This is a genomic window from Nonomuraea sp. LP-02, assembly GCF_036289125.1.
Taxonomy (GTDB): Bacteria; Actinomycetota; Actinomycetes; order Streptosporangiales; family Streptosporangiaceae; genus Nonomuraea; species Nonomuraea bangladeshensis.
In genome coordinates, this window is sequence record NZ_JAXCLK010000001.1 from 8,708,202 (window position 1) to 8,734,863 (window position 26,662).

The 26,662-nt window shown below is 71.7% G+C and carries 6 protein-coding genes; 4 read left to right on the plus strand and 2 right to left on the minus strand.

Features of this window, described 5'->3' with window-relative positions:
• The first annotated feature begins 15 nt into the window (after window positions 1-15).
• Both SMD20_RS40730 and SMD20_RS40735 read left to right on the plus strand, forming a co-directional pair.
• Window positions 16-15,432 carry a type I polyketide synthase gene (locus SMD20_RS40730; RefSeq protein WP_329591474.1) on the plus strand — a complete coding sequence of 5,139 codons (15,417 nt, stop codon included), beginning with the start codon at window positions 16-18 and terminating at the stop codon, window positions 15,430-15,432.
• 4 nt (window positions 15,433-15,436) lie between these two features.
• Complete coding sequence (locus SMD20_RS40735) at window positions 15,437-21,433, plus strand: type I polyketide synthase (RefSeq protein WP_329591476.1); 5,997 nt, start codon at window positions 15,437-15,439, stop codon at window positions 21,431-21,433.
• A gap of 1 nt (window position 21,434) precedes the next feature.
• Here the strand turns inward: SMD20_RS40735 and SMD20_RS40740 are convergent, their stop codons facing one another.
• Entirely contained in the window at window positions 21,435-22,160 is a 726-nt protein-coding gene (locus SMD20_RS40740; RefSeq protein WP_329591478.1) for a thioesterase II family protein, read from the minus strand.
• A 58-nt stretch (window positions 22,161-22,218) separates the two neighbouring features.
• Entirely contained in the window at window positions 22,219-24,582 is a 2,364-nt protein-coding gene (locus SMD20_RS40745; RefSeq protein ID WP_329591480.1) for a penicillin acylase family protein, read from the minus strand.
• A 203-nt stretch (window positions 24,583-24,785) separates the two neighbouring features.
• On the opposite strand from SMD20_RS40745, the gene rfbA reads away from it, so the two are divergent.
• Both rfbA and rfbB read left to right on the plus strand, forming a co-directional pair.
• A complete protein-coding gene (gene rfbA, locus SMD20_RS40750; RefSeq protein ID WP_329591482.1) occupies window positions 24,786-25,661 on the plus strand; it encodes a glucose-1-phosphate thymidylyltransferase RfbA in 876 nt (291 codons plus the stop codon).
• Window positions 25,658-26,647, plus strand: coding sequence for a dTDP-glucose 4,6-dehydratase (gene rfbB / locus SMD20_RS40755; protein ID WP_329591484.1), 990 nt, complete (start codon window positions 25,658-25,660; stop codon window positions 26,645-26,647). Before rfbA ends, rfbB begins: the two co-directional genes overlap by 4 nt.
• The last annotated feature ends 15 nt before the right edge of the window (window positions 26,648-26,662 follow it).

Sequence of the window (26,662 nt, forward strand, 5' to 3'; positions counted from 1 at the left end):
CGGGGGAGATGACTCATGTCGGGCGATGACCGGCTGCGTGACTACCTGCGCAGGGCCACCGCGGATCTCCAGGAGACCCGGCGGCAGCTGCGCGAGGTGACGGAGCGGGCCCGGGAGCCGATCGCGATCGTCGGCATGGCCTGCCGGTACCCGGGCGGGGTGGCCACCCCGGAGGAGCTGTGGAGCCTGGTGGCCGCGGAGCGGGAGGGCTTCTCCGGCTTCCCCACCGACCGGGGCTGGGACGTGGACGCGCTCTACGATCCGGAGCTGACCCGCCCGGGAACCAGCTACGTGAACCGTGGCGGGTTCCTGGAAAGCTCCGGCGAGTTCGACGCCGACTTCTTCGGGATGAGCCCGCGCGAGGCCACCGCCACCGACCCGCAGCAGCGGCTCATCCTGGAGACCTCCTGGGAGGCCCTGGAGCACGCCGGCGTCGACCCGTCCGGGCTGCGGCGCAGCCGTACCGGGGTCTATGTCGGGGTGATGGCTCCGGACTACGCGATCGGCTACGGCCGGGACGTGCCCGAGGCCGAGGGCCTGCTCAGCACCGGATCGCACGGGAGTGTGGTGTCCGGGCGGGTGGCGTACGCGTTCGGCCTGGAGGGGCCGGCGGTGTCGGTGGACACGGCGTGTTCGTCGTCGCTGGTGGCGTTGCACCTGGCGGCGCAGGCGTTGCGTTCGGGCGAGTGCGATCTGGCGCTGGTCGGTGGCGTGACGGTGATGTCCACGCCGGAGACCTTCACCGAGTTCGCCCGGCAGCGGGGGCTGGCCCCGGACGGCCGGGTGAAGGCGTTCGCCGACGCCGCTGACGGCACCGCCTGGGGCGAGGGCGTCGGGGTGCTGGTGGTGGAGCGGCTGTCGGACGCCCGCCGCAACGGGCACCGGGTGCTGGCCGTGGTGCGCGGCAGCGCGGTCAACCAGGACGGGGCCTCCAACGGGCTGACCGCGCCGAACGGCCCTTCTCAGGAGCGGGTGATCTCGCAGGCGCTGACGGCCGCCGGGTTGGTGTCCGCGGACGTGGACGTGGTCGAAGCGCACGGTACGGGGACCGCGCTCGGCGATCCGATCGAGGCGCAGGCGCTGCTGGCCACGTATGGCCGGGGGCGGCGGTCGCCGTTGTGGCTGGGTTCGGTGAAGTCGAACCTGGGCCACACGCAGGCGGCGGCCGGGGTGGCCGGTGTGATCAAGATGGTCATGGCGATGCGGCACGGGCTGTTGCCGAAGACGCTGCACGTCGATGCCCCGTCCTCCAAGGTGAACTGGTCCGGCGGCGCGGTGGAACTGCTGACCGAGGCCCGGCAGTGGCCGCGGGTCGAGGGCCGGCCGCGCCGGGCCGGGGTGTCGTCGTTCGGCTTCAGCGGCACCAACGCTCACGTGATCTTGGAAGAGCCGCCCGTCGAGGAGCCGACGGTTGCGGAGGCATCGTCAGGCCCAGCCGTGCCGGTGCCTGTGGTGGTGTCGGCCAAGAGCGAGGCGGCGCTGCGGGCGCAGGCCGAGCGGCTGGCCGGGTTCGTGGCCGAGCACGATCAGGTCGATGTGCTGGACGTGGCCGCCGGGTTGACCCGAAGGGCCGGCCTGGAGCACCGAGTGGTGGTGCCGGTCGCGGCTACCGATCGGGAGGGTCTGCTGGCCGGGCTGCGGGCGCTGGCGGCCGGTGAGTCTGCGGGTTCGGTGGTGCAGGGGCGGGTGCGGCCGGGCCGGGTTGCGGTGGTGTTCTCCGGTCAGGGTGCTCAGCGGTCGGGGATGGGTCGTGAGTTGTATGCGGCTTTCCCGGTGTTCGCTCGTGCCTTCGACGAAGCGTGTGCGTTGCTGGAGGCCGAGTTCTCCGCCATCGATGCTGCAGGGGGCCTGCGGGAGATCATCCTCGGCGAGCGTGGTGCTGATGGGGTGGTGGATCAGACGGTGTTCGCGCAGGCCGGGCTGTTCGCTTTTGAGACGGCGTTGTACCGGCTGCTGGAGTCGTTCGGGGTCCGGCCTGAATTTGTGGCCGGGCATTCGCTGGGTGAGATCACTGCGGCGCATGTGGCCGGGGTGCTGGATTTGGCGGACGCGTGCCGGTTGGTGGCTGCTCGTGGCCGGTTGATGCAGGCGTTGCCGGCCGGCGGCGCGATGGCGGCGATCGGTTGCGGCGAGGATGTCCTCGCTCCGGTGCTGGCGGGGCTCGACCGGGTGGCTGTGGCTGCGGTGAACGCGCCCGGCGCGGTGGTGGTCTCGGGTGCGGCCGATCAGGTGGAGCAGGTCGTCGACTGGGCGCGGCAGCAGGGGCACCGGACGCGGCCGTTGCGGGTGTCGCACGCCTTCCACTCGCCGTTGATGGAGCCGATGCTGGCCGAGTTCGCTGCGGTGGCGGCCTCGCTTGCGTTCCACCCGCCGACCGTGGCGCTGGTGTCGGGGGTGAGCGGGCAGCTGGCCGGGCCGCAGATCACCGAGCCCGGCTACTGGGTGGAGCATGTGCACCGGCCGGTGCGGTTCGCCGACGTCGTCACCACCCTGCGCGAGAACGGGGTCGGCTGTTTCCTGGAGGCTGGTCCGGACGCGCAGCTGACCCCGATGATCGAGCAAACCCTCGCCTACCACGACGGCGAGGAGCCCTCGGTGGTGGCGCTGCTGCGCCGCGACCGGGACGAGACCGCCCAACTGGTCGCCGGACTGGGCCAGGCCTGGACGTGTGGCACCGGTGTGGACTGGACCGCGTGGCCGGCCTGGGCCGGAAGGGCCGGTGCCCGCATCGGCGATCTGGACCTGCCCACCTATGCCTTCCAGCGGCGGCATTACTGGCTGCTCCCCCCGGGCCGCCCGCAATCGGGTGGAGCCGCCGTCACCGACCGTCCTTCCGTGTTCGAAGTGGCGTGGCGGCAGTTGGGGGCGGCGTCGGCACCCCTCAGCGCGGCGGCCACCGGCGACCCACTCGTCATCGATTCCACAGACGGTGCCCAGGACGCCGGCGATGTGATCGAACGAGTGCGGAGCACTCTGGGTACTGTCCTGGCCGACTTGCAGGGCTGGTTCGCCGAAGGGGATCCGCGGCCGGTGGTTGTGGTGACCCGGGGCGCGGTCGCCGTGGCCGACGGAGAGACGCCGGACCCGGCGCAGGCGGCGGTCTGGGGCCTGGTACGGGCCGCTCAGTCGGAGGAGCCCGGCCGGATCACCCTGATCGACCTCGACCCAGAGCTGGAGGGCGCGCAGGCCGGTCTCGGTGAGGAGGAGGCATCGGCGAGTGCTGTACCGGCCGCCATCGACGGTGGTGAGGACGGCCTCGCGGATGATGTGCGTGCCGCGCTGGCTTGCGGTGAGCCGGAAGTGGCGTTGCGCGGCGGCGGGTTGTGGGCGCCGCGGTTGTCGCATGTGGAGTCTGTCGATCCGGACGGTGGAGCTTCCTCGTCGCCTGTGGATGGGGAGGAGGCCGGCGAGGAGCCCGTGGCGGCTTGGCCGGTTGATGGGACCACGCTGATCACCGGCGGCACGGGTGGGCTGGGTGCTCTGGTGGCGCGGCATCTGGTGGCTGAGCACGGCGTGCGGCAGCTCCTGCTGGTCTCTCGCCGTGGTCTGGACGCTCCCGGCGCTGCCGAGCTGCGCGACGAGCTGACCCGCGAGGGTGCCGAGGTGACGGTGGCCGCCTGCGACGTGGCCGACCGGGATGCCCTCGCCGTTCTGCTGGAGGACGTCCCCGATCTGCGTGCGGTGGTGCATGCGGCGGGGGTGGTGGATGACGGGGTGATCACGTCGTTGTCGGCTGAGCGGGTGGAGGCGGTGCTGCGGCCGAAGGTGGACGCGGCCTGGCATCTGCATGAGCTGACCCGCGACGGTGGTCTGGCCAGGTTCGTGGTGTTCTCCTCGCTGGCCGGGGTGGTGGACGGGGCCGGGCAGGGGAACTACGCGGCTGCCAACGCCTTCGTCGATGCTCTGGCGGTGGCGCGGGCTGCGGCCGGGTTGCCGGCGGTGTCGCTGGCGTGGGGGCCGTGGTCGGAGGAGCGGGGCATGGCCGGCCGCATCGGTGCGCGGGATGAGGCGCGGATGCGGGCGGCGGGGCTGGTCTCGTTGACCGCGGGTCAGGGCCTGGCCCTGCTGGATGCCGGTTTGCAGGCGGGTCGGGCGCTTTTGGTGCCGGCCCGGTTCGATCCGGCCGCGCTGGGCCGGCGTGGCGATCTGCCCGCTTTGTTGCGTGAGCTGGCCGGTCCTGCCGCGCGTCCCGCCGCCGCCCCGGCCGATGGTGCGGATGGCGCCGATGGTGGGGTGCGGCCGGTGGTGGCGGAGCTGGCGCATCTGTCGGCTCCGCAGCGGCAGCGGCGGTTGCTGGACGTGGTGCGCGGTCAGGCGGCGGCCACCCTGGGTCACGACAGTGCTCAGGCCATCGATGCCGATCGGCCTTTCCAGGAGTTCGGGTTCGACTCGCTGACCGCGGTGGAGTTGCGTAACCGCCTGCACGCGGAGACGGGACTGCGGCTCACTCCCACTTTGGTGTTCGACCACCCCACTCCGCGCGCGCTGGCGGCGCATCTGGACGCGGCTCTGTCGGGTACCGTTGCCCGCCGTCCGGTTCAGGCCACCCCGGCCGCCGGTCATGCTGATGATCCGATCGCGGTTGTCGGGATGGCCTGTCGTTTCCCTGGCCAGGTCACCAGTCCAGAGGACCTCTGGCAGTTGCTGATCGATGACCGTGATGGCGTCACCGGCTTCCCCACAGACCGAGGCTGGAACCTGGGATCGCTGTTCCATCCGGATCCCGACCACGCGGGAACGTCGTACGTACGTACCGGCGGATTCCTGTCCGGTGCCGCCGACTTCGACCCGGAGTTCTTCGCGCTCAGCCCGCGCGAAGCGGTGGCGATGGATCCCCAGCAGCGGCTCATCCTGGAAACCTCCTGGGAGGCCCTGGAGCACGCAGGCATCGACCCGTCCGGACTGCGCGGCACCCCGACCGGGGTGTTCGCCGGAGTAATGGCCAACGACTACGGCTCCGGCGCGGTCGCCACACCGGAGGCCGAGGGTCTGGTGGCCACCGGAACACAGGGGAGTGTCGTCTCCGGGCGGGTGTCGTACGCGTTCGGCCTGGAGGGGCCGGCGGTGTCGGTGGACACGGCGTGTTCGTCGTCGTTGGTGGCGTTGCATCTGGCGGCGCAGGCGTTGCGCGCCGGTGAGTGTGATCTGGCGCTGGCCGGTGGGGTGACGGTGATGGCCACGCCGGATGCGTTCGTGGAGTTCTCGCGGCAGCGGGGCCTGGCTGCTGATGGGCGGTGCAAGGCGTTCGCCGAGGCGGCTGACGGTGTCGGCTGGGGCGAGGGCGTCGGTGTACTGGTGGTGGAGCGGTTGTCGGACGCCCGGCGTCGTGGCCATCGGGTGCTGGCGGTGCTGCGCGGCAGCGCGGTCAACCAGGACGGCGCCTCCAACGGCCTGACCGCGCCGAACGGCCCCTCGCAGGAGCGGGTGATCGCTCAGGCGTTGGCGGCCGCTGGGCTCACGCCGGGCGATGTGGACGTGGTGGAAGCGCACGGTACGGGGACGGCGCTCGGCGACCCGATCGAGGCGCAGGCGCTGCTGGCGGCTTACGGGCAGGACCGGCAGTCGCCGTTGTGGCTGGGGTCGGTGAAGTCGAACCTGGGCCACACCCAGGCTGCGGCCGGGGTCGCCGGCATCATCAAGATGATCCTGGCGATGCGGCACGGGCTGCTGCCCAAGACGCTGCATGTGGATGCGCCGTCGTCGAAGGTGGACTGGTCCGGCGGAGCGGTGGAACTGCTCACCGAACCCCAGCCCTGGACGCGTGCTGCGGACCGGCCGCGTCGGGCGGGAGTGTCGTCGTTCGGCATCTCCGGCACCAACGCTCACGTGATTCTGGAAGAGCCGCCTGCTGAGGAGCTGTCGGCCGTCGGCGCCGACACGGTTGAGCCGTCGTCGGAGATCGTGGCCGACGCGGTGCGGGGCGATGGGGAGCCCACCCAAGAGCAAGCTGCCATCTCCGCCGAGACGGAAGACACCGCCGCGCTTCTGGTACTTCCGGTGGTGGTGTCGGCCAAGAGCGAGGCGGCGTTGCAGGCGCAGGCCGGGCGGCTGGCCGGGTTCGTGGCCGAGCATGACGAGGCCGGTCCTGTGGAGGTGGCGGCCGGGCTGGCGCGCCGGGCCGCCCTGGAGCACCGGGCGGTGTTGCCGGCGGCGGACCGGGAGGGCCTGCTGGCCGGGCTGAGGGCGCTGGCGGGTGGGGAACTGGAGTCGGCGGTCGTGGGCCGGGTGCGGCCGGGCCGGGTAGCGGTGCTGTTCTCCGGCCAAGGTGCCCAGCGGCCCGGCATGGGCCGCGGCCTTTATGCGGCTTTCCCGGTGTTCGCCCGCGCCTTCGACGAAGCGTGTGCACTCCTGGAGGCCGAGTTCTCCGCCACCGATGCTGCAGGGGGCCTGCGGGAGATCATCCTCGGCGAGCGTGGTGCCGATGGGGTGCTGGATCAGACGGTGTTCGCGCAAGCCGGGCTGTTCGCCTTCGAGACGGCGCTGTACCGGCTGCTGGAATCGCTGGGGGTCCAGCCCGACTTCGTGGCCGGGCATTCGCTGGGTGAGATCACCGCCGCCCACGTGGCCGGAGTACTCGATCTCGCGGACGCGTGCCGGTTGGTGGCCGCTCGCGGCAGGTTGATGCAAGCACTTCCGACCGGCGGCGCGATGGCCGCGATCGGCTGCGGCGAAGAAGAGATCGCCCCGGTACTGGCCGAGCACGACCAGGTGGCCGTTGCCGCGGTGAACGCGCCTGGCGCGGTGGTCGTCTCGGGAGCGGCCGACCAGGTCGCGGAGGTCGTCGAGTGGGCGCGGCAGCAGGGGCATCGGACCCGGCCGTTGCGGGTGTCGCATGCGTTCCACTCGCCGTTGATGGAGCCGATGCTGGCCGAGTTCGAACAGGTCGTCGCGGGGCTGACCTTCCGGCGTCCGGAGCTGGCGCTGGTGTCGAACGTCTCAGGTGACCTGGCCGGCGAGGAGATCACCGACCCCGGCTACTGGGTCGAGCACGTACGGCGGCCGGTCCGGTTCGCCGACACCATCACCACCCTGCGCGAGCAGGGAGTCAGCTGCTTCATCGAGGCCGGCCCGGACGCCCAGCTCACCCCGATGATCGAGCAAACCCTCACCCACGACGACGGCGAAGAGCCCTCCGTGGTGGCCCTGCTGCGCCGCGACCGGGACGAGATCACCCAGCTGGTCACCGGACTGGGACAGGCCTGGACCTGCGGCACCGCCGTGGACTGGACTGCCTGGCCGACCGCCAGCGCCCGCACCGGCGACCTGGACCTGCCCACCTATCCCTTCCAGCATCGCCGCTACTGGCTGCAGTCGGCTCCAGCCGGCGACCCGGCCGCGCTCGGCCAGACCGCCGCCGATCACCCGATCCTGGGTGCGGTGGTGGAGCAGCCCGACGGCGGCGCCATCCTGACCGGCCGGTTGTCGGTCACCGCTCAGTCGTGGCTGGCCGATCATGCCATCAACGGCACCGCGATCCTGCCCGGCACCGCCTTCGTCGAGCTAGCTCTGCGCGCCGGCGATCAGGTCGGCTGCCCGGCCATCGACGAACTCACCCTGCACACCCCCCTGCCCATCCCCGACGCGACCAACGACACCAGCGGCGGCGTCGTCGTCCAGGTCACTGTGACCGGACCAGACGAAGACGGCCGCCGCCAGATCGGCATCCACTCCAAAGACGATGACGGAAGCTGGACCCGGCACGCCACTGGCACCCTCACTCCGACCCCCTTCATGCCCGCCGATCTGCGCCACGCTTGGCCGCCGCCGGACGCCCAGCCGCTGGACGTCACCGGCCTGTACGACCGGCTGATCGACCACGGCTACGGTTACGGCCCCGCTTTCCACGGCCTCACCCACGCCTGGAGACACGGCGACGACCTCTACGCCGAAGTAGCCCTCCCCGAAGAAGCCGGACCCACCACCCGATATGGCCTGCACCCCGCCCTCTTCGACGCGACGACCCACGTGGTGCTGCTGGCCGGAGAGGACGCCGGGAAGGGCGGCCCGCTGATCCCGTTCAACTGGAACGGCGTCACCCTGCACGCCATCGGTGCCACCGCACTCCGCGTACGGCTGCACCCGGAGCCGGACGGTGGGTTCCGGCTGGACCTGGCCGACCCCACCGGACGGCCGGTGGCCACCGTGGAGACGGTGGCGTCCCGGCCGGTGGCCGAGACGGATCCGTCGGCACCGACCGCGGCGTCGGTGGCGCGCTGGCTCACCGAGGTGGTGTGGCGACCGCTGACCGGGGCCTCCACAGACGATGAGCGAGAGTCGGCGCTGCGTGACGGCACGGTCGTGGTGGACGCCACCGGCGGCGCCGACGACGACGCCGGCGACCTGCCGGACAGGGTACGGCGCCGCGTCGCAGCGGTGCTGGCGGAGCTTCAGGACCGGCTCGCGGAAGAGGATGAGCGGCCCGTGCTGGTGGCCACCCGGGGCGCGGTCGCCGTGGCCGACGGAGAGACGCCGGACCCGGCGGGCGCGGCGGTCTGGGGCTTGGTACGTGCGGCCCAGCAGGAACACCCCGGCCGGATCACGCTGGTCGACCTGGAGCCGGTGCGTACGGGAGGGTCCGCCGCACGGCCGGAGTTGAGCACCCTGGAGAGCTTGGCGCTACCCGGCGACGAGCCAGAAGTGGCCATCCGCAGCGACCGGACATGGGTACCCCGGCTGGAGCGGGCCCGCCTCGGCGATGAGCCCGGAGCGGCCTGGCCGGTCGACGGGACCACGCTGATCACCGGCGGCACCGGCGGTCTGGGCGCCCTGGTGGCCCGGCATCTGGTGGCTGAGCATGGTGTGCGGCATCTGGTGCTGGTCTCTCGCCGTGGCCTGGATGCTCCTGGCGCTGCCGAGCTGCGCGACGAGCTGGCCGGGCAGGGTGCCGAGGTGGCGGTCGCCGCCTGCGACGTGGCCGACCGGGACGCCCTCACCGTGCTGCTGGAGGAGATCACTGACGCCCACCCCCTGCGCGCGGTGGTACACGCTGCTGGGCTGGTGGATGACGGGGTGATCACGTCGTTGTCGGCTGAGCGGGTGGGGGCGGTGCTGCGGCCGAAGGTGGATGCGGCCTGGCATCTGGATGAGTTGACGCGTAAGCGGGATGTGGCGCGGTTTGTGGTGTTCTCTTCGCTGGCGGGCACGTTGGGTGCGGCGGGGCAGGGCAACTATGCGGCTGCCAACGCTGCGTTGGATGCGCTGGCGGTGTCTCGGACCGGGGCCGGTTTGCCGGCGGTTTCGCTGGCATGGGGTGTGTGGGATGCCGAGGAGGGCATGGCCGGTCGGTTGTCCGATCGGGAGCGGGAGCGGATGGTGCGGGAGGGCTTGATCCCGCTGTCTGCTGGTGTGGGCTTGTCGGTGCTGGATCGGGTGGTGGCCGAGGGCCGTCGGGGTGTGGTGGTGGCGGCCGGCTGGTCGTTGAGCACGTTGCGTGCGGGGTCGGCGGAGCGGTTGCCGGCGTTGTTGCGTGATCTGGTGGGTGTGCGGCGCAGGGCTGCGGCGGATGCTCCGGCGGGCAGTGGCTCGTTCGCCGAGCGGTTGGCTGAGCTGTCTGCTGCTGAGCGCCAGGCAGCGGTGACGGAACTGGTCCGCACACAGGCGGCCGCCGTGCTGGGGTACGGCGCGGCCGAGTCGGTCCCGGTGGACCGGGCCTTCCAAGAACTGGGCGTCGACTCGCTGATGGCAGTGGACCTGCGGAACCGGCTGGGCCGGGCGGTCGGGCTCACCCTGCCGGCGACGCTGATCTTCGACCACCCGTCGGTGAAGGCGCTCACGGACTTCGTACTGCGCCGACTGGTGGGCGGGCAGGCCGACCAGCGGAGGACGCGGCGTCCGGCGGCCGTCACCGATGATCCCGTCGTGATCGTGGGGATGGCCTGTCGTTATCCGGGTGGGGTGGATGACCCGGAGCGGTTGTGGCGGTTGCTGGTCGATGGTGTGGACGCGGTCGGTGGGTTCCCGGGTGATCGTGGCTGGGATGTCGCGGGTCTTTATGATCCGGAGCCGGGGAAGCCGGGTCGTAGTTATGCGCGGGAGGGTGGGTTCCTGTACGGGGCGGCGGAGTTCGATCCGGCGTTCTTCGGGATCAGTCCGCGTGAGGCGGCGGAGATGGATCCGCAGGAGCGGCAGTTTCTGGAGGTGTGCTGGGCGGGGTTGGAGCGGGCTGGGATTGATCCGACGTCGCTGCGGGAGAGTAGTGCCGGGGTGTTCGCCGGGGTGATGTATCACGACTATGCGCCGTCGGGTACGGGTGGGGCGACGATTTCGGGCCGGGTGGCGTACACGTTGGGCTTGGAAGGGCCGGCGGTGTCGGTGGACACGGCGTGTTCGTCGTCGTTGGTGGCGTTGCATCTGGCGGCGCAGGCGTTGCGTTCGGGTGAGTGTGATCTGGCGCTGGCGGGCGGGGTGACGGTGATGGCCACGCCGGATGCGTTCGTGGAGTTCTCGCGGCAGCGGGGTCTGGCTGCTGATGGGCGGTGCAAGTCGTTCGCCGAGGCGGCTGATGGTGTCGGCTGGGGCGAGGGCGTGGGTGTGCTGGTGGTGGAGCGGTTGTCGGACGCTCGCCGCAATGGGCACCATGTGCTGGCGGTGCTGCGCGGTAGTGCGGTCAATCAGGATGGGGCGTCGAATGGGCTGACGGCGCCGAACGGCCCTTCCCAGGAGCGGGTGATCGCTCAGGCGCTGGCGTCCGCGGGGATCCGTCCTGCGCAGGTGGACGTGGTCGAAGGACATGGCACTGGCACTGCGCTGGGCGACCCGATCGAGGCGCAGGCGCTGCTGGCGGCTTACGGGCAGGATCGGCAGTCGCCGTTGTGGCTGGGGTCGGTGAAGTCGAACCTGGGTCACACTCAGGCGGCGGCCGGGGTGGCCGGCATCATCAAGATGATCCTGGCGATGCGGCACGGCCTGTTGCCCAAGACGCTGCACGTCGATGCGCCGTCGTCGAAGGTGGACTGGTCCGGCGGAGCGGTGGAGCTGCTCACCGAACCCCAGCCCTGGACGCGTGCTGCGGACCGTCCACGCCGGGCGGGAGTGTCGTCGTTCGGCATCTCCGGCACCAACGCCCACATCATCCTCGAAGAACCCCCGGCCGAGGACGAGCCGCTCACGAGCGAGCCGTCGGGCGAGCGGGACGGCCGCCCGGCCGCAGCGGCCGACCCTGCGGTCTCGCCGGTTCCGGTCCCTGTGGTGGTGTCGGCCAAGAGCGAGGCAGCGTTGCGGGCGCAGGCCGGCCAGCTGGCCGGGTTCGTGGCCGAGCATGACGAGGCCGGTCTGGTGGAGGTGGCGGCTGGGTTGGTGCGCCGGGCCGCCCTGGAGCACCGGGCGGTGCTGTCGGCGGTGGACCGGGAGGGTCTGCTGGCCGGGTTGCGGGCGCTGGCTGCGGGTGAGCCGACGGTCGGAGAGTTGGCGGCCTCGGTGGCGCAGGGCCGGGTGCGGCCGGGTCGAGTGGCGGTGCTGTTCTCCGGTCAGGGTGCTCAGCGGTCGGGTATGGGCCGCGAGCTGTACGCGGCTTTCCCCGTGTTCGCGCGCGCTTTTGACGAGGCGTGTGCGTTGCTGGAGGCCGAGTTCTCCGCCACCGATGCTGCGGGGGGCCTGCGGGAGATCATCCTCGGCGAGCGTGGTGCCGATGGGGTGCTGGATCAGACGGTGTTCGCGCAAGCCGGGCTGTTCGCTTTCGAGACGGCGCTGTACCGGCTGCTGGAATCACTGGGGGTCCAGCCCGACTTCGTGGCCGGGCATTCGCTGGGCGAGATCACCGCCGCGCACGTGGCCGGAGTACTCGATCTCGCGGATGCGTGCCGGTTGGTGGCTGCTCGTGGCCGGTTGATGCAGGCCCTTCCGGCCGGCGGTGCGATGGCTGCGATCGGCTGCGGTGAAGAAGAGATCGCGCCGGTGCTGGCGGGGCTCGACCGGGTGGCTGTGGCGGCGGTGAACGCGCCGGGCGCTGTGGTGGTCTCGGGTGCGGCCGACCAGGTTGCCGAGGTCGTCGAGTGGGCGCGGCAGCAGGGGCATCGGACGCGGCCGTTGCGGGTGTCGCATGCGTTCCATTCGCCGCTGATGGAGCCGATGCTGGCCGAGTTCGAGCAGGTCGTGGCGGGGCTGACCTTGCGGCGTCCGGAGCTGGCGCTGGTGTCCAACGTCTCGGGTGACCTGGCCGGCGAGGAGATCATCGAGCCCGGCTACTGGGTCGAGCATGTACGGCGGCCGGTCCGGTTCGCCGACACCATCACCACCCTGCGCGGGCATGGGGTCGGCTGTTTCCTGGAGGCCGGTCCGGACGCCCAGCTCACCCCGATGATCGAGCAAACGCTCGCCCACGACGAAGACGGTGACGCCAGCAGTGCTGACGGCAGCGACCCAACGGTGGTGGGGTTGCTGCGCCGCGACCGGGACGAGACCGCTCAACTGGTCTCCGGGCTGGGTCTGGCCTGGACGTGTGGCATCGGCGTGGACTGGAATGCCGGGCCTGCCTGGACCACCGGGGCCGGAACGGCCGGCACCCGCATCCGCCATCTGGATCTGCCCACCTATCCCTTCCAGCACCGTCGCTACTGGGTGCACTCGGCTCCGGCTGGTGACCCGGCCGCGCTTGGTCTGGGTGCCGCCGACCACCCGATCCTGGGTGCGGTGGTGGAGCAGCCCGACGGCGGCGCCATCTTGACGGGCCGGTTGTCGGTCACCGCTCAGTCGTGGCTGGCCGATCATGCCATCAATGGCACCGCGATCCTGCCCGGCACCGCCTTTGTCGAGCTTGCCCTGCGCGCCGGCGACCAGGTCGGCTGCCCGGCCATCGACGAGCTCACTCTCCACGCCCCCTTGCCCATCCCCGACAGTGATGGCATCACTCTCCAGATCATCCTGAGTCCACCCGACGAGGACGGCCGGTACCAGGTCGGCATCCACTCGAAGGACGACCACGGTCACTGGACCCGGCACGCTTCCGGCACCCTGACCCCCACCCCCAGCATTCCCGCCGACCTGCACCACGCTTGGCCGCCGCCGGACGCCCAGCCGCTGGACGTCGTTGGCCTGTACGACCGCCTGATCGACCACGGCTACGGCTACGGCCCCGCTTTCCACGGCCTCACCCACGCCTGGAGACACGGTGACGACCTCTACGCCGAGGTGTCGCTGCCGACCGACGTCGCCGACCCGGCGGGCTACGGCGTGCACCCGGCGCTGCTCGACGCGGCGATGCACGTGGGCATGCTGGCCGGGCAGGACAACGGGCTGGGGGAGGCTGGTCCGCTGATCCCGTTCAACTGGAGTGGCGTCAGCCTGCATGCCGCCGGTGCCACCTCATTGCGGGTGCGGCTGCGCCGGCTGGAGGGTGACGCGGTCACCCGGCTGGATATCGCCGATCCGTCCGGTCGCCCGGTGGTGTCGGTGGAGGAGCTGACCGCGCGACCGCTCGCTCCCGAGCAGTTGAGCGGCACGGTCCCGGACAGGTGGTTGTACGAGGTGGCCTGGCGGCCGCTGGCGACGAACACCGCTGCCGGGGCGCTGGATGTCACGATGCTGGATGCCGCTTCTTCAGTGGGAGCGGGATCTGCTGCCCGAGATGCGGGGGCTGGTGACGGCAGGCCGGTGGACGGCGACGTACCGGTGCGGGTACGGCGGGCCGTCGGACAAGTGCTTAGCGAGCTGCAGACCTGGCTGGCCGAGGGCGACACGCGACCGGTAGTGGTGGTGACCCGGGGCGCCGTGGCCGTGGCCGATGGAGAGACGCCGGACCCGGCGCAGGCGGCGGTCTGGGGCCTGGTACGGGCCGCGCAGGCGGAGGAACCCGGCCGGATCACCCTGATCGACCTCGACCCAGAGCTGGAAGGCGCGCAGGTCGCCCTCGGCACGGAGGGGGCATCGGCGAGTGCTGTGCCGGTCACCATCGACGGTGGTGAGGACGGCCTTGCGGGTGGTGTGCGTGCCGCGCTGGCGCTAGGCGAGCCGGAGGTGGCGCTGCGCGGCGGCCAACTGTGGGCGTCCCGGATGACGCACCTCGCATCCCCCGACCCGGACGGTGGAGCCTCCCCATCGCCGGGGGCTGCCGGCCAGGTGGGCGGCAAGGATGCCGACGCCATGTGGCCGGTCGATGGGACCACGCTGATCACCGGTGGCACCGGCGGGCTCGGCGCACTGGTGGCCCGGCATCTGGTGGCCGAGCATGGTGTGCGGCATCTGGTGCTGGTCTCTCGCCGTGGCCTGGATGCTCCTGGCGCTGCCGAGCTGCGCGACGAGCTGGCCGGGCAGGGTGCCGAGGTGGCGGTCGCCGCCTGTGACGTGGCCGACCGGGACGCTCTCGCCGTTCTGCTGGAGGACGTCCCCGACCTGCGCGCGGTGGTGCATACGGCGGGGGTGGTTGATGACGGGGTGATCAGTTCGTTGTCGGCTGAGCGGGTGGAGGCGGTGCTGCGGCCGAAGGTGGATGCGGCCTGGCATCTGGATGAGCTGACGCGTAAGCGGGATGTGGCGCGGTTTGTGGTGTTCTCTTCGCTGGCGGGCACGTTGGGTGCGGCGGGGCAGGGCAATTACGCGGCTGCTAATGCTGCGTTGGATGCGCTGGCGGTGTCTCGGACCGCGGCTGGTTTGCCGGCGGTTTCGCTGGCGTGGGGTGTGTGGGATGCCGAGGAGGGTATGGCCGGTCGGTTGTCCGATCGGGAGCGGGAGCGGATGGTGCGGGAGGGGTTGATCCCGCTGTCTGCTGGTGTGGGTCTGTCGGTGCTGGATCGGGTGGTGGCCGAGGGCCGTCGGGGTGTGGTGGTGGCGGCCGGTTGGTCGTTGAGTACGTTGCGTGCGGGGTCGGCGGAGCGGTTGCCGGCGTTGTTGCGTGATCTGGTCGGGGTGCGGCGCAGGGCTGCGGCGGATGCTCCGGCGGGCAGTGGCTCGTTCGCCGAGCGGCTGGCTGAGCTGTCTGCTGCTGAGCGCCAGGCAGCGGTGATGGAACTGGTACGTGCGCGGGCAGCGGCGGTGCTCGGCCACGATACGCCCGCGTCGGTGCCGGTGGATCAGGCGTTCCAAGAGCTGGGCGTCGACTCGCTGGCGGCGGTGGAGCTGCGGAACGGGCTCGGCGCCGCGCTGGGGCTCCGGCTACCGACCACCTTGGTGTTCGACCATCCATCGGTCCGAGCGGTCGTCGACTACCTGATCAAGCGAATCGCGCCGAAGACCGCCGGCGGGGATCACGGTGCCGCCAACGGCCGGGACGAGACGGCGATCCGCGCAGCGCTGCAGACCGTGCCGCTGGCGACGCTGCGCTCCGCCGGACTGCTGGACGCGCTGCTGGAGCTCGCCGGAGTGCATCCCGACGGCGCGAACGGAGCCGTAGCCCCGGACGAGACGGCGGACCTCGACGCGATCGACGAACTGGATGCCGAAAGCCTGATCAGGATGGCCCTGAACAACGGGCAACCGGATGACGAGACCGAGGAGGGCTGAGGAGATGGCGGAGGGTGACGGAAAGCTCGTCGAGGCACTGCGCGCTTCTCTCCGGGAGACGGCCAAGCTGCGCCAGCAGAACCGCGCGCTGACGGCCCGAGCTCGGGAGCCGATCGCCATCGTGGGGATGGCCTGTCGTTATCCGGGTGGGGTGGATGACCCGGAGCGGTTGTGGCGGTTGCTGGTCGATGGTGTGGACGCGGTCGGCGGGTTCCCGGGTGATCGTGGCTGGGACGTTGCGGGTCTTTATGATCCGGAGCCGGGGAAGCCGGGTCGTAGTTATGCGCGGGAGGGTGGGTTCCTGTACGGGGCGGCGGAGTTCGATCCGGCGTTCTTCGGGATCAGTCCGCGTGAGGCGGCGGAGATGGATCCGCAGGAGCGGCAGTTTCTGGAGGTGTGCTGGGCGGGGTTGGAGCGGGCTGGGATTGATCCGACGTCGCTGCGGGAGAGCAGTGCCGGGGTGTTCGCCGGGGTGATGTATCACGACTATGCGCCGTCGGGTACGGGTGGGGCGACGATTTCGGGCCGGGTGGCGTACACGTTGGGCTTGGAAGGCCCGGCGGTGTCGGTGGACACGGCGTGTTCGTCGTCGCTGGTGGCGTTGCATCTGGCGGCGCAGGCGTTGCGTTCGGGGGAGTGTGATCTGGCGCTGGCCGGTGGGGTGACGGTGATGGCCACGCCGGATGCGTTCGTGGAGTTCTCGCGGCAGCGGGGGTTGGCTGCTGATGGGCGGTGCAAGTCGTTCGCCGAGGCCGCTGATGGTGTCGGCTGGGGCGAAGGCGTCGGCGTGCTGGTGGTGGAGCGTCTGTCGGACGCTCGCCGCAACGGGCACCAGGTGCTGGCGGTGCTGCGCGGCAGCGCGGTCAACCAAGACGGGGCCTCCAACGGCCTGACCGCGCCGAACGGTCCCTCGCAGGAGCGGGTGATCGCTCAGGCGTTGGCGGCCGCTGGGCTCACGCCGGGCGATGTGGACGTGGTCGAAGCGCACGGTACGGGGACGGCGCTCGGGGATCCGATCGAGGCGCAGGCGTTGCTGGCGGCTTACGGGCAGGATCGGCAGTCGCCGTTGTGGCTGGGGTCGGTGAAGTCGAATCTGGGTCACACCCAGGCGGCGGCCGGTGTGGCCGGCATCATCAAGATGATCCTGGCGATGCGGCACGGGTTACTGCCCAAGACGCTGCATGTGGATGCGCCGTCGTCGAAGGTGGACTGGTCCGGCGGTGCGGTGGAGTTGCTGACCGAACCTCAGCCCTGGCCCCAGGTCGAGGGTCGGCCGCGTCGGGCGGGGGTGTCGTCGTTCGGCATCTCCGGCACCAACGCTCACGTGATTGTGGAAGAGCCGCCTGCTGAGGAGCCATCGGTTGCCGACGGCGGTACGGCCGTTCCGGTGCCTGTGGTGGTATCGGCCAAGAGTGAGGCGGCGTTGCGGGCGCAGGCCGGTCGGCTGGCCGGGTTCGTGGCTGAACATGATGCGGCCGGTCCTGTGGAGGTGGCGGCCGGGTTGGCGCGCCGCGCGGCGCTGGAGTACCGGGCGGTGCTGCCGGCGGCGGACCGGGAGGGCCTGCTGGCCGGGCTGAGGGCGCTGGCGGCTGGGGAACTGGAGTCGGCGGTCGTGGGCCGGGTGCGGCCGGGCCGGGTGGCGGTGCTGTTCTCCGGTCAGGGTGCCCAGCGGCCCGGGATGGGCCGCGGCCTTTATGCGGCCTTCCCGGTCTTCGCCCGTGCCTTCGACGAAGCGTGTGCACTGCTGGAGGCCGAGTTCTCCGCCACCGATACCGCAGGGGACCTGCGGGAGATCATCCTCGGCGAGCGTGGTGCCGACGGGGTGCTGGATCAGACGGTGTTCGCGCAAGCCGGGCTGTTCGCCTTTGAGACGGCGTTGTATCGGTTGCTGGAGTCGTTCGGGGTCCGGCCTGAATTTGTGGCTGGGCATTCGCTGGGTGAGATCACTGCGGCGCATGTGGCCGGGGTGCTGGATCTGGCGGATGCGTGCCGGTTGGTGGCCGCTCGCGGCCGGTTGATGCAGGCGCTTCCTGCCGGCGGCGCGATGGCCGCGATCGGCTGCGGCGAAGAAGAGATCGCTCCGGTGCTGGCCGGGCACGACCAGGTGGCTGTGGCGGCGGTGAACGCGCCCGGCGCGGTCGTGGTCTCGGGAGCGGCCGACCAGGTGGAGCAGATCATCGAATGGGCACGGCAGCAGGGGTATCGGACCCGGCCGTTGCGGGTGTCGCACGCGTTCCACTCGCCGCTCATGGAGCCGATGCTGGCCGAGTTCGAACAGGTCGTGGCGGGACTGACGCTGCGGCGCCCGGAGCTGGCGCTGGTGTCCAACGTCTCAGGTGAGCTGGCGGGTGACGAGGTCACCGAGCCCGGCTACTGGGTCGAGCACGTACGGCGACCGGTCCGGTTCGCCGACGGCGTCCACCTCATGCGGCAGCGCGGGGTCACCCACTTCCTGGAGGTCGGCCCGGACGCCCAGCTCACCCCCATGATCGAACACGACCATGATGGCGAAGAGCCCTCGGTGGTGGCCCTGCTGCGCCGCGACCGGGACGAGATCACCCAACTGATCGCCGGACTGGGACAGGCCTGGACCTGTGGCATCGGCGTGGACTGGACCGCCTGGACGGCCGGCGCTCGCACCAGCAAGCTGGACCTGCCCACCTATCCCTTCCAGCATCGCCGCTACTGGATGCAGTTGCCGTCGACCGGTGACCCGGTCGCGCTCGGCCAGACCTCTGTCGATCATTCGATCCTGGGTGCCGTGGTGGAACAGCCCGACGGCGGCGCCATCCTGACCGGCCGGTTGTCGGCCACCGCCCAGCCCTGGCTGACCGACCACGTCATCAACGGCACCGCGATCCTGCCCGGCACCGCCTTTGTCGAGCTAGCTCTGCGCGCCGGCGATCAGGTCGGCTGCCCGGCCATCGACGAGCTCACCCTGCACGCCCCCCTGCCCATCCCCGACACCGACGGCATCACTCTCCAGATCATCCTGAGCCCACCCGACGAGGACGGCCGGCACCAGATCGCCATCCACTCGAAGGACGACCACGGCAACTGGACCCGGCACGCAACCGGCACCCTCACCCCGACCCCCTCCCTCCCCGCCGACCTGCGCCTCGCCTGGCCGCCGCCGGACGCTCAGCCACTGGACGTCACCGGTCTGTACGACCGCTTGATCGACCACGGTTACGGCTACGGCCCCGCCTTCCACGGCCTCACCCACGCCTGGAAACACGGCGACGACCTCTACGCCGAGGTGTCGCTGCCGACCGACGTCGCCGACCCGGCGGGTTATGGCGTGCACCCGGCGCTGCTCGACGCGGCGATGCACGTGGGCATGCTGGCCGGGCAGGGAGCGGGGGAGAGCGGTCCGCTGATCCCGTTCAACTGGAACGGCGTCACCCTGCACGCCACCGGCGCCGCCACGCTACGAGTACGGCTACGCCGGCTGGACGGCGACGCGGTCACCCGGCTGGATATCGCCGACTCGTCCGGTCGCCCGGTGGTGTCGGTGGAGGAGCTGACCGCGCGACCGCTTGCTCCCGGGCAGTTGAGCGGCGCGGTCCCGGCCCAATGGTTGTACGAGGTGGCCTGGCGGCCGGTGGGCGAGCGTGGTGCCCAGACCGTGGGGGCCACTCCCGAGGTGCTGGTTGTCGCTGCTTCGACAACAGGAGCCGCCGGCGGAGAGCCGGTGCGGGTACGTCGGGCCGTCGGACAAGCGCTGAGCGAACTGCAGACCTGGCTAACCGATGAGGACGCGCGACCGGTAGTGGTGGTGACCCGGGGCGCGGTCGCCGTGACCGGCGCAGAGACGCCGGACCCGGCCCAGGCAGCGGTCTGGGGCCTGGTACGGGCCGCTCAGTCGGAGGAGCCCGGCCGGATCACCCTGATCGACCTGGACCCAGACCTGCCAGGCGCGCAGGTCACCGACGACGCGTCGGCCGCGGCGCTGCGCAGCGGGGAGCCACAGGTGGCGTTGCGCGGCGACCGGCTCTGGGCGCCCCGCCTGGAGCGGGCCCGCCTCGGCGAGGAGCCGGAGGCGCCCTGGCCGACCGACGGGACCACGCTGATCACCGGCGGCACCGGCGGGCTCGGCGCGCTCATGGCCCGGCACCTGGTCGCCGAGCACGGCGTGCGGCACCTGCTGCTGGTCTCCCGCCGCGGCCTGGACGCCCCCGGAGCCGCCGAACTCCGCGACGAACTGACCGAGCAGGGCGCCGAAGTGACCGTCGCCGCCTGCGACGTGGCCGACCGGGAAGCCCTCACCGTACTGCTGGAAGACATCCCCGACCTGCGCGCCGTGGTGCACAGCGCGGGGGCGAGCGCGAACGCGGTCCTCGCCGACCTCACGCCCGAGCTGGTCGACCAGGTGGCCGGTCCCAAGGCGGACGCCGCCTGGCATCTGCACGAGCTCACCCAGAAGCACGACCTGGCCGAGTTCGTGCTGTTCTCCTCGTCGGCATCGCTGGTGGACAACCCCGGCCAGGGGAACTACGCGGCGGCGAACGCCTTCCTCAACGCGCTGGCCGAGCAGCGCCGGGCGGCGGGTCTGCCGGCGCGGACGCTGGCCTGGGGCCTTTGGGGCGGCGAGGCGGGCATGCAGAGCCTGCTGCGTGACGACGACCTGGCCAGGATCCGCCGCTGGGGCATGCTGCCGCTGCCGGTGGACGCGGGGCTGGCGTTGTTCGACGCGGCGCGGCGGTCGGACGCCGCGGTGCTGGCGCCGATCCGGCTGGACCCGGCCGCCGTGCGCGCCCGCGCGGACGGCGTCCCCGCGCTGCTGCAGGACCTGGCACCGGCCGTACGACAGAAGGCAGCGCAGGGCGAGAACGAGCTGGAACCGCTGGCCGCGCTGGCCCCGGAGGAGCGCCTGGAGCGCCTGGTCGAGCTGGTACGGAGGCGGGCGGCCCAGGTGCTCGGGCACGCGGACCCGGAGCCCGTCGAGCCGGATGCGGACCTGGTCGGCCTGGGCCTGGACTCGCTGGCCGCCATGGAGCTGCGCAACGCGCTCAACTCGGCCACCGGCGTCCGCCTCCCGGCCACGGCTGCCTTTGACTACCCGTCGGTCAGGGCGCTGGCCCGGCTGCTGAACGAGGAGATCGCTCCGGCGCCGACCGCCGTACCGGCCACGGCGCACGGCGACGGGCCGGTCGCCCAGGACGTGACGGGTGCGACGGAGACGTTGAGCGGCCTGTTCCGCGCGGCTGCCGCCGCCGGCAAGATCGAGGAGGGGATGATGCTGCTGCACGCCGCCGCCGCGGTCCGTCCCCAGTACGGCGCGGCCGACGCTCCGGCGCGTACCCCGGTGGTGCTGTCCACCGGCCCGAGCCGGCCGCGGCTGTTCTGCCTGAACTCGCCGATGGCCTTCGGCGGGCCGCACCAGTTCGTCCCGCTGGCCGCGGAGTTCCGTGAAGTGCGTGACCTCGCCGTGCTGCCGGTGCCGGGGTTCGTACGGGAGGAGAGCCTGCCGGACTCGCTGGACGCCCTCGTGCAGGGGCTGGCGCAGACCGTGACCAGCGCCGCGGAGCCGTACGCGCTGGTCGGGTACTCCGCCGGCGGGGTGTTCGCGCACGCGCTGGCCGGCGCGATGGCGGAAGCGGGGCAGGGCCCGGCCGCGGTGATCCTGCTCGACACGCACGTGCCCGGCGCGGGGGAGAGCCCCGCGGTCTGGTCGTCGATCGTGGGCGGCCTGCTCGACCGGGAGGCCGTGTTCGGCCCGTTCACCGCCGCCCGGCTGTCCGCGATGGGCTGGTACGCCGCGCTGCTCTCCGAGTGGCGGCCGGGCGAACTGGCCGCGCCGACGTTGTTCATCCGCGCGAACCAGGGGGTGGCGACGCCCGGCGGGACGACCGCGGGCGTCGGCGCGGGCTGGCATCCGGCCATCACCCCCGGTACGGCGGTGCGCGAGGTGGCGGCAGACCACTTCAGCATCCTGGAGTCCGAGGCGCGGCAGACCGCCGCCGTGATCGAGGAATGGCTGGCTCAGACGGCCGGGTGACTCACGTCGACAGCGCGACGAGCGCGTCGGTCACCTCGGCCACCTGGTCGTCCAGGTAGAAGTGCCCTCCGGGGAAGATCCGCAGGTCGAAGGGGCCGGTGGTGTTCCGGCCCCAGGCGCGGGCCTCCTCGACCGTGGTCTTCGGGTCGTCGTCGCCGACGAAGACGACCAGCGGGCAGCCGACCGCGGCGTCCGGGGGGCACTGGTAGGTCTCCACCGCCCGGTAGTCGGCGCGCAGCGCCGGCAGCACCATCTCGAACAGCTCCGGGTCCTGCAGGAACACCGGGTCGGTGCCGTTGAGCTTGCGGAGTTCGGCCGCCACGCCGGCCGGGTCCCGCCGGTGCACCCACTCGTCGCGGTAGGTGGACGGGCCGCGCCGGCCGGAGGCGACCAGCAGGTGCGGCGGCGTGCCGCGCCGCTCCAGGAGCAGGGCGAGCTCGAAGGCGACCAGCGCGCCCATGCTGTGCCCGAACAGCAGCGTGGGCCGTTCGTCGTCGGGGAGCGCGTCGGCGACGCCGGCGGCCAGCAGGCGCACGTCCGTCAAGGGCGGCTCGTGCCGCCGCTCCTGCCGGCCCGGGTACTGCACCGTATGAGCGTCCAGCGCCGGGTGCAGCGCGGCGGACAGCTTGAAGTAGGCACTGGCCGCACCACCGGCGTGCGGCAGCACGATGACCCGCGCCGGGGCGTCCGGCGCGGGGTGAAATCGCTTGATCCAACGCTCGTCCACGTCGTTCCTTCCGCAGTGATCCGTCCGCCGCCTCCCGATGAGCCCCGGGAGGTGGCGATCACCCGCGGCCGGACGCCGCGGGCACCAGAGTGATGACGCTTTCCGTGTTCCGCGCGACCGCGGCCGGGCTGTACAGCAGCGGCACCTGCGCGCCGGACGTCCAGGCGGCGGCGAGGTCCGCGTAGTGCGGGCTCGACGGGTCGCCGGACTGCCCGGGGGCGCTCACGAAGGTGGAGTTGTCCCAGGCCCCGACGTCCAGCACCATCCGGTACGCGGCCCCGGACTGCGACCGGTAGAACCCTCGGTAGTAGGTCGAGGCGTCCACCGTGGTCACGGAGCCGCCCCGGGGGAACGGGCCCACGCTGTCGCCCAAGGGGTTGGAGAACAGCGCCTGGTGCAGGCTGCCCCAGCGCCAGGCGGCCGGGTCGGCGCCGAGCCGGCCGCGGACGTCGGCGTAGGCCGCGCGCAGCGTCTCCTGCACGAGCCGGTCCCGCACCGCGACGGCGTCCGCTCCGAACCAGCGCTCCGGCCGCTCCAGCGCGTCGATCACCTGCCGGGCGTCGGCGCGCGGCACCCGGGCGGCCACCGCCGCGGGCATGAACCGGGCGAGGAACGCCGGGCCGAGATGCCCGATGAGCCAGGGCTCGAACAGCGCCGCGCCGGCGGAGTCGGCGCTCGCGATGCCGTCGTAGTCGCGCAGGAGCCGCAGCGCGGCCACGGTGTCCGGGTCGTCGCCGGACGGGATGTCGCGCAGCACCGCGACGATGCGCCGGGCGTACTCGTCGACCTGGTCGCGCTGGAGCGCCGCCATCTCGGGCACGGTGTGCCGGGTCGAGCCGGACAGCACGTCCTCGATGCGTTCCTTGCGCGCCGCAGGCTCCCATTCGTAGCCGACGCGCACCGGGTGCCCGGCCGGCATGTCGTACTCGTTCGCCGAGGCGATGAAGCCGCTCTTGGGGTTGCTCACCCTGGGCAGCTCGGCGCCGTCGTGGAAGCCGTCCCATTCGTAGCGGCCGTCGCCGGGCACGGGCAGCAGCCCGTCGTGCCGTGGCCGCCGGGGGACCAGCGCGCCGGGCACCCAGCCGATGGTGCCCGAGGTGTCGGCGTAGATCAGGTTCTCCGGCGGCGCGGCCCAGCGCCGCACCTTGGCGGCGAACTCGGGGTAGCTCCGCGCGGTCATCGCGTCGAGACCGGTGAGGTACGGCGCCGTCCCCGGCTCCGACCAGGCGGTCCGCAGGCCGAACGCGAGGCCGCGCTCCGCGTCCACCTTGAGCACCGGGCCGTGCCGGGAGAAGGTCAGCTCCACCTGGCGGGGCGTCGAGCCGGCCACCGGCACCTCCTCCCGCACCGTGGTGAAGGGCACCCAGCGGTCACGGTAGAGGTAGCGGCCCGGGTCGTCCGGCTTCAGGCGGTACACCTGAAGGTCTTCCTGGTCCGCGGCGAAGACGGTGAGCGAGAAGGCGGCGCGGTCGTTGTGCCCCAGGGAGATGCCGGGCAGCACCGGCTCGCCGGCGCCGATCACGTCCAGGCCGGGCGCGGACAGGTGGGCGACGTAGCGCAGCGCGGGCGCCGTGGTGGCTCGGTGCGGATCGCCGGCGAGGATCGGCCGGCCGGTCGCGGTGCGCGACGGCGCGAGCGCCCAGGCGTTCGACCCTCCGGGCGCCGGCGGCTCCGACCGGAGCGTGACACCGTCGAAGGTGACCGACGAGATGCCGAGCAGGTAGGTGTCGAGCACGTCCGCGGGCACGGTGCACGGGTCGAGCCCGTCCGGCACCCGGGGTTCGTGCGCGGGTTCCAGCTGGACGAGCGCCCGCGCGGCGGTCTGTCCGTTGGCGCACATCGCGGCCGCGCGCAACGCCTCGGGGTACGCGTTGAGCGCCAGCCCGTGGCTGCGGATCCGTACCACGTCCTCGGGCCGCCAGCGGTCCGGCCGATGACCCAGCCGGCGGAACTGCGGCGGCAACGCCTCCGGGTGCGCCTCGACCCAGTCGATGTAGGCGTTGATGCCGCGGACGAACGCGGTCACGGCGCGGCGGGTGTCCGGCCCGTAGGCGGCCCACTCCCGCTGCATGTCACCGCGGTACAGGAAGAGCCGGGAGGCCCGGTCCTGGTCGACGTAACGCGGCCCGAAGGCGGCCGACAGCAGGCCGAGGCCGCGCCGCCGCCACAGGTCGAGCTGGAACAGCCGGTCCCGCGCGGCGTTGTACCCCTGCGCCAGGAACACGTCGTCGGTGTTGCGCGCGTACAGGTGCGGCACGCCGTAGCGGTCCACCACCAGCCGCACCGGCTCGCGCAGTCCGGGGACCTCGCGCGTGGAGGCGTCCACCGCGTCCCGTTCCGCTTGCGCGGAAACCGCCGGCGTGAGTGCGAGCACCGCGGCCACGAGCGCGGTGACGGCACGGCGTAAAGTCGAATTCCGCACCGCCGGACTCCTCCCCAGAGACGTCAATGTGGAGAAATTCTCGTCGCCGGGCAGAGACCGGGTAAGCCCCTACCCTCCCCTAATCCAGGGGTCCGTCGCCGATACCCCTGATGCGCCCCCTCTCTCCGGTCATCGACCTTGCCGCTCCGCTGCGCCCCTGCTTAGCCTCGGGACACTTCCACGCAGCAGAGAGGTATAAGGCCGTGAAAGGAATCGTTCTCGCGGGGGGTCGCGGAACGCGGCTGCATCCGATCACCGCCGTGGTCTCCAAACAACTGCTCCCGGTGAGCGACAAGCCGATGATCTATTACCCGATATCGGTGCTCATGTTGGCCGGCATCAGGGATATCCTCCTCATTTCCTCGCCCGACCAGGTGCCGAACTACGTCCGGTTGCTGGGCGACGGCGCCCGCTTCGGGCTGAACATCTCCTACGCCCCCCAGGAATCGCCGGACGGGATAGCCCAGGCTTTTCTCATCGGCGCCTCCCACATCGGCAGCGGCCCGGCCGCGCTGATCCTCGGCGACAACATCTTCCACGGACCCTCCTTCTCGGAGGTGCTGGAAGAGAATGCACGGGAAGTGCAGGGGTGCGTGCTGTTCGGATATCCGGTGAGCGATCCCGGCCGATACGGAGTGGGGACGACCGACGAGAGCGGGCGCCTGATCTCGATAGAGGAGAAACCGGAGAAACCGCGTTCCAACAGAGCCATCACCGGCCTGTACTTCTACGACAACGACGTCATCGACATCGCCGAGAATCTCAAGCCGTCCGAACGGGGCGAACTGGAGATCACCGACGTGAACCTGGCCTACCTGCGGCAGGGCAGGGCCAGACTCGTGGATCTCGGCAGAGGCTTCGCCTGGCTGGACACCGGCACGCCGGAGACGCTGCTCCAGGCGGGACAGTACGTGCAGACCCTCGAACAACGCCAAGGCGTGCGCATCGCGTGCCTGGAGGAGGTGGCGCTCCGCATGAACTTCATCGACGCGGAGCAGTGCTATCGGCTCGGAGCCGAGCAGGCGCAGTCCGGCTACGGCCAGTACGTCATGAGCATCGCGAGCAGTTACACGCCATGAGGATCCTGGTCACCGGCGGCGCCGGTTTCATCGGCTCCCACTACGTCCGCACCCTGGCCGAGCGGGGCGACTGCACGCTGACGGTTCTCGACAAGCTCACCTACGCGGGCAACAGGGCCAACCTGGAGCCCGCCGAAGGCCGTTTCACGTTCGTCCAGGGAGACATCTGCGACGCCGCCCTCGTCGGAGAGCTGGTGGCCGCGCACGACCAGGTGGTGCACTTCGCCGCCGAGTCCCACGTCGACCGGTCCATCAGCGGTGCGGGGGAGTTCGTCCGCACCAACGTGACGGGGACGTACACGCTGCTCGCGGCGGCGGCCGAGCACGGGCTCGGCACGTTCGTGCACGTCTCGACCGACGAGGTGTACGGCTCCATCCCCGAAGGCTCCTGGGGGGAGGAGCAGCCGCTGGCGCCCAGCTCGCCGTACTCGGCGTCGAAGGCGTCGTCCGACCTGCTCGCCCTCGCCTACCACCGGACGTACGGGCTGGACGTACGGGTGACCCGCTGCTCCAACAACTACGGGCCGTACCAGTTCCCCGAGAAGGTCATCCCGCTGTTCGTCACCAACCTGCTCGACGGCGGCAAGGTCCCGCTGTACGGGGACGGCCTGAACGCGCGCGACTGGCTCCACGTCGCCGACCACGTCGCGGGGATCGAACTCGTCCGGCAGGGAGGCCGGCCAGGAGAGGTCTACAACATCGGCGGCGGCACCGAGCTGACCAACCGCGAGCTGACCCGCCTGCTCCTGGAGGCCTGCGGCGCCGGATGGGAGCGCGTGGAGTTCGTCGAGGACCGCCTCGGCCACGACCGCCGCTACTCCGTCGACGACGGCAAGATCCGCGCCGAGCTGGGGTATCGGCCGGCCGTGGACTTCGAGAAGGGCCTGGCCGAGACGGTCGAGTGGTACCGGGACAACCGCCCCTGGTGGGAGGCCCATAAGGGTGCCGTAGGGGTTGTCGCCGCTGATCAAGGCGACCCAACATAACGTCGAAGGAGGGAT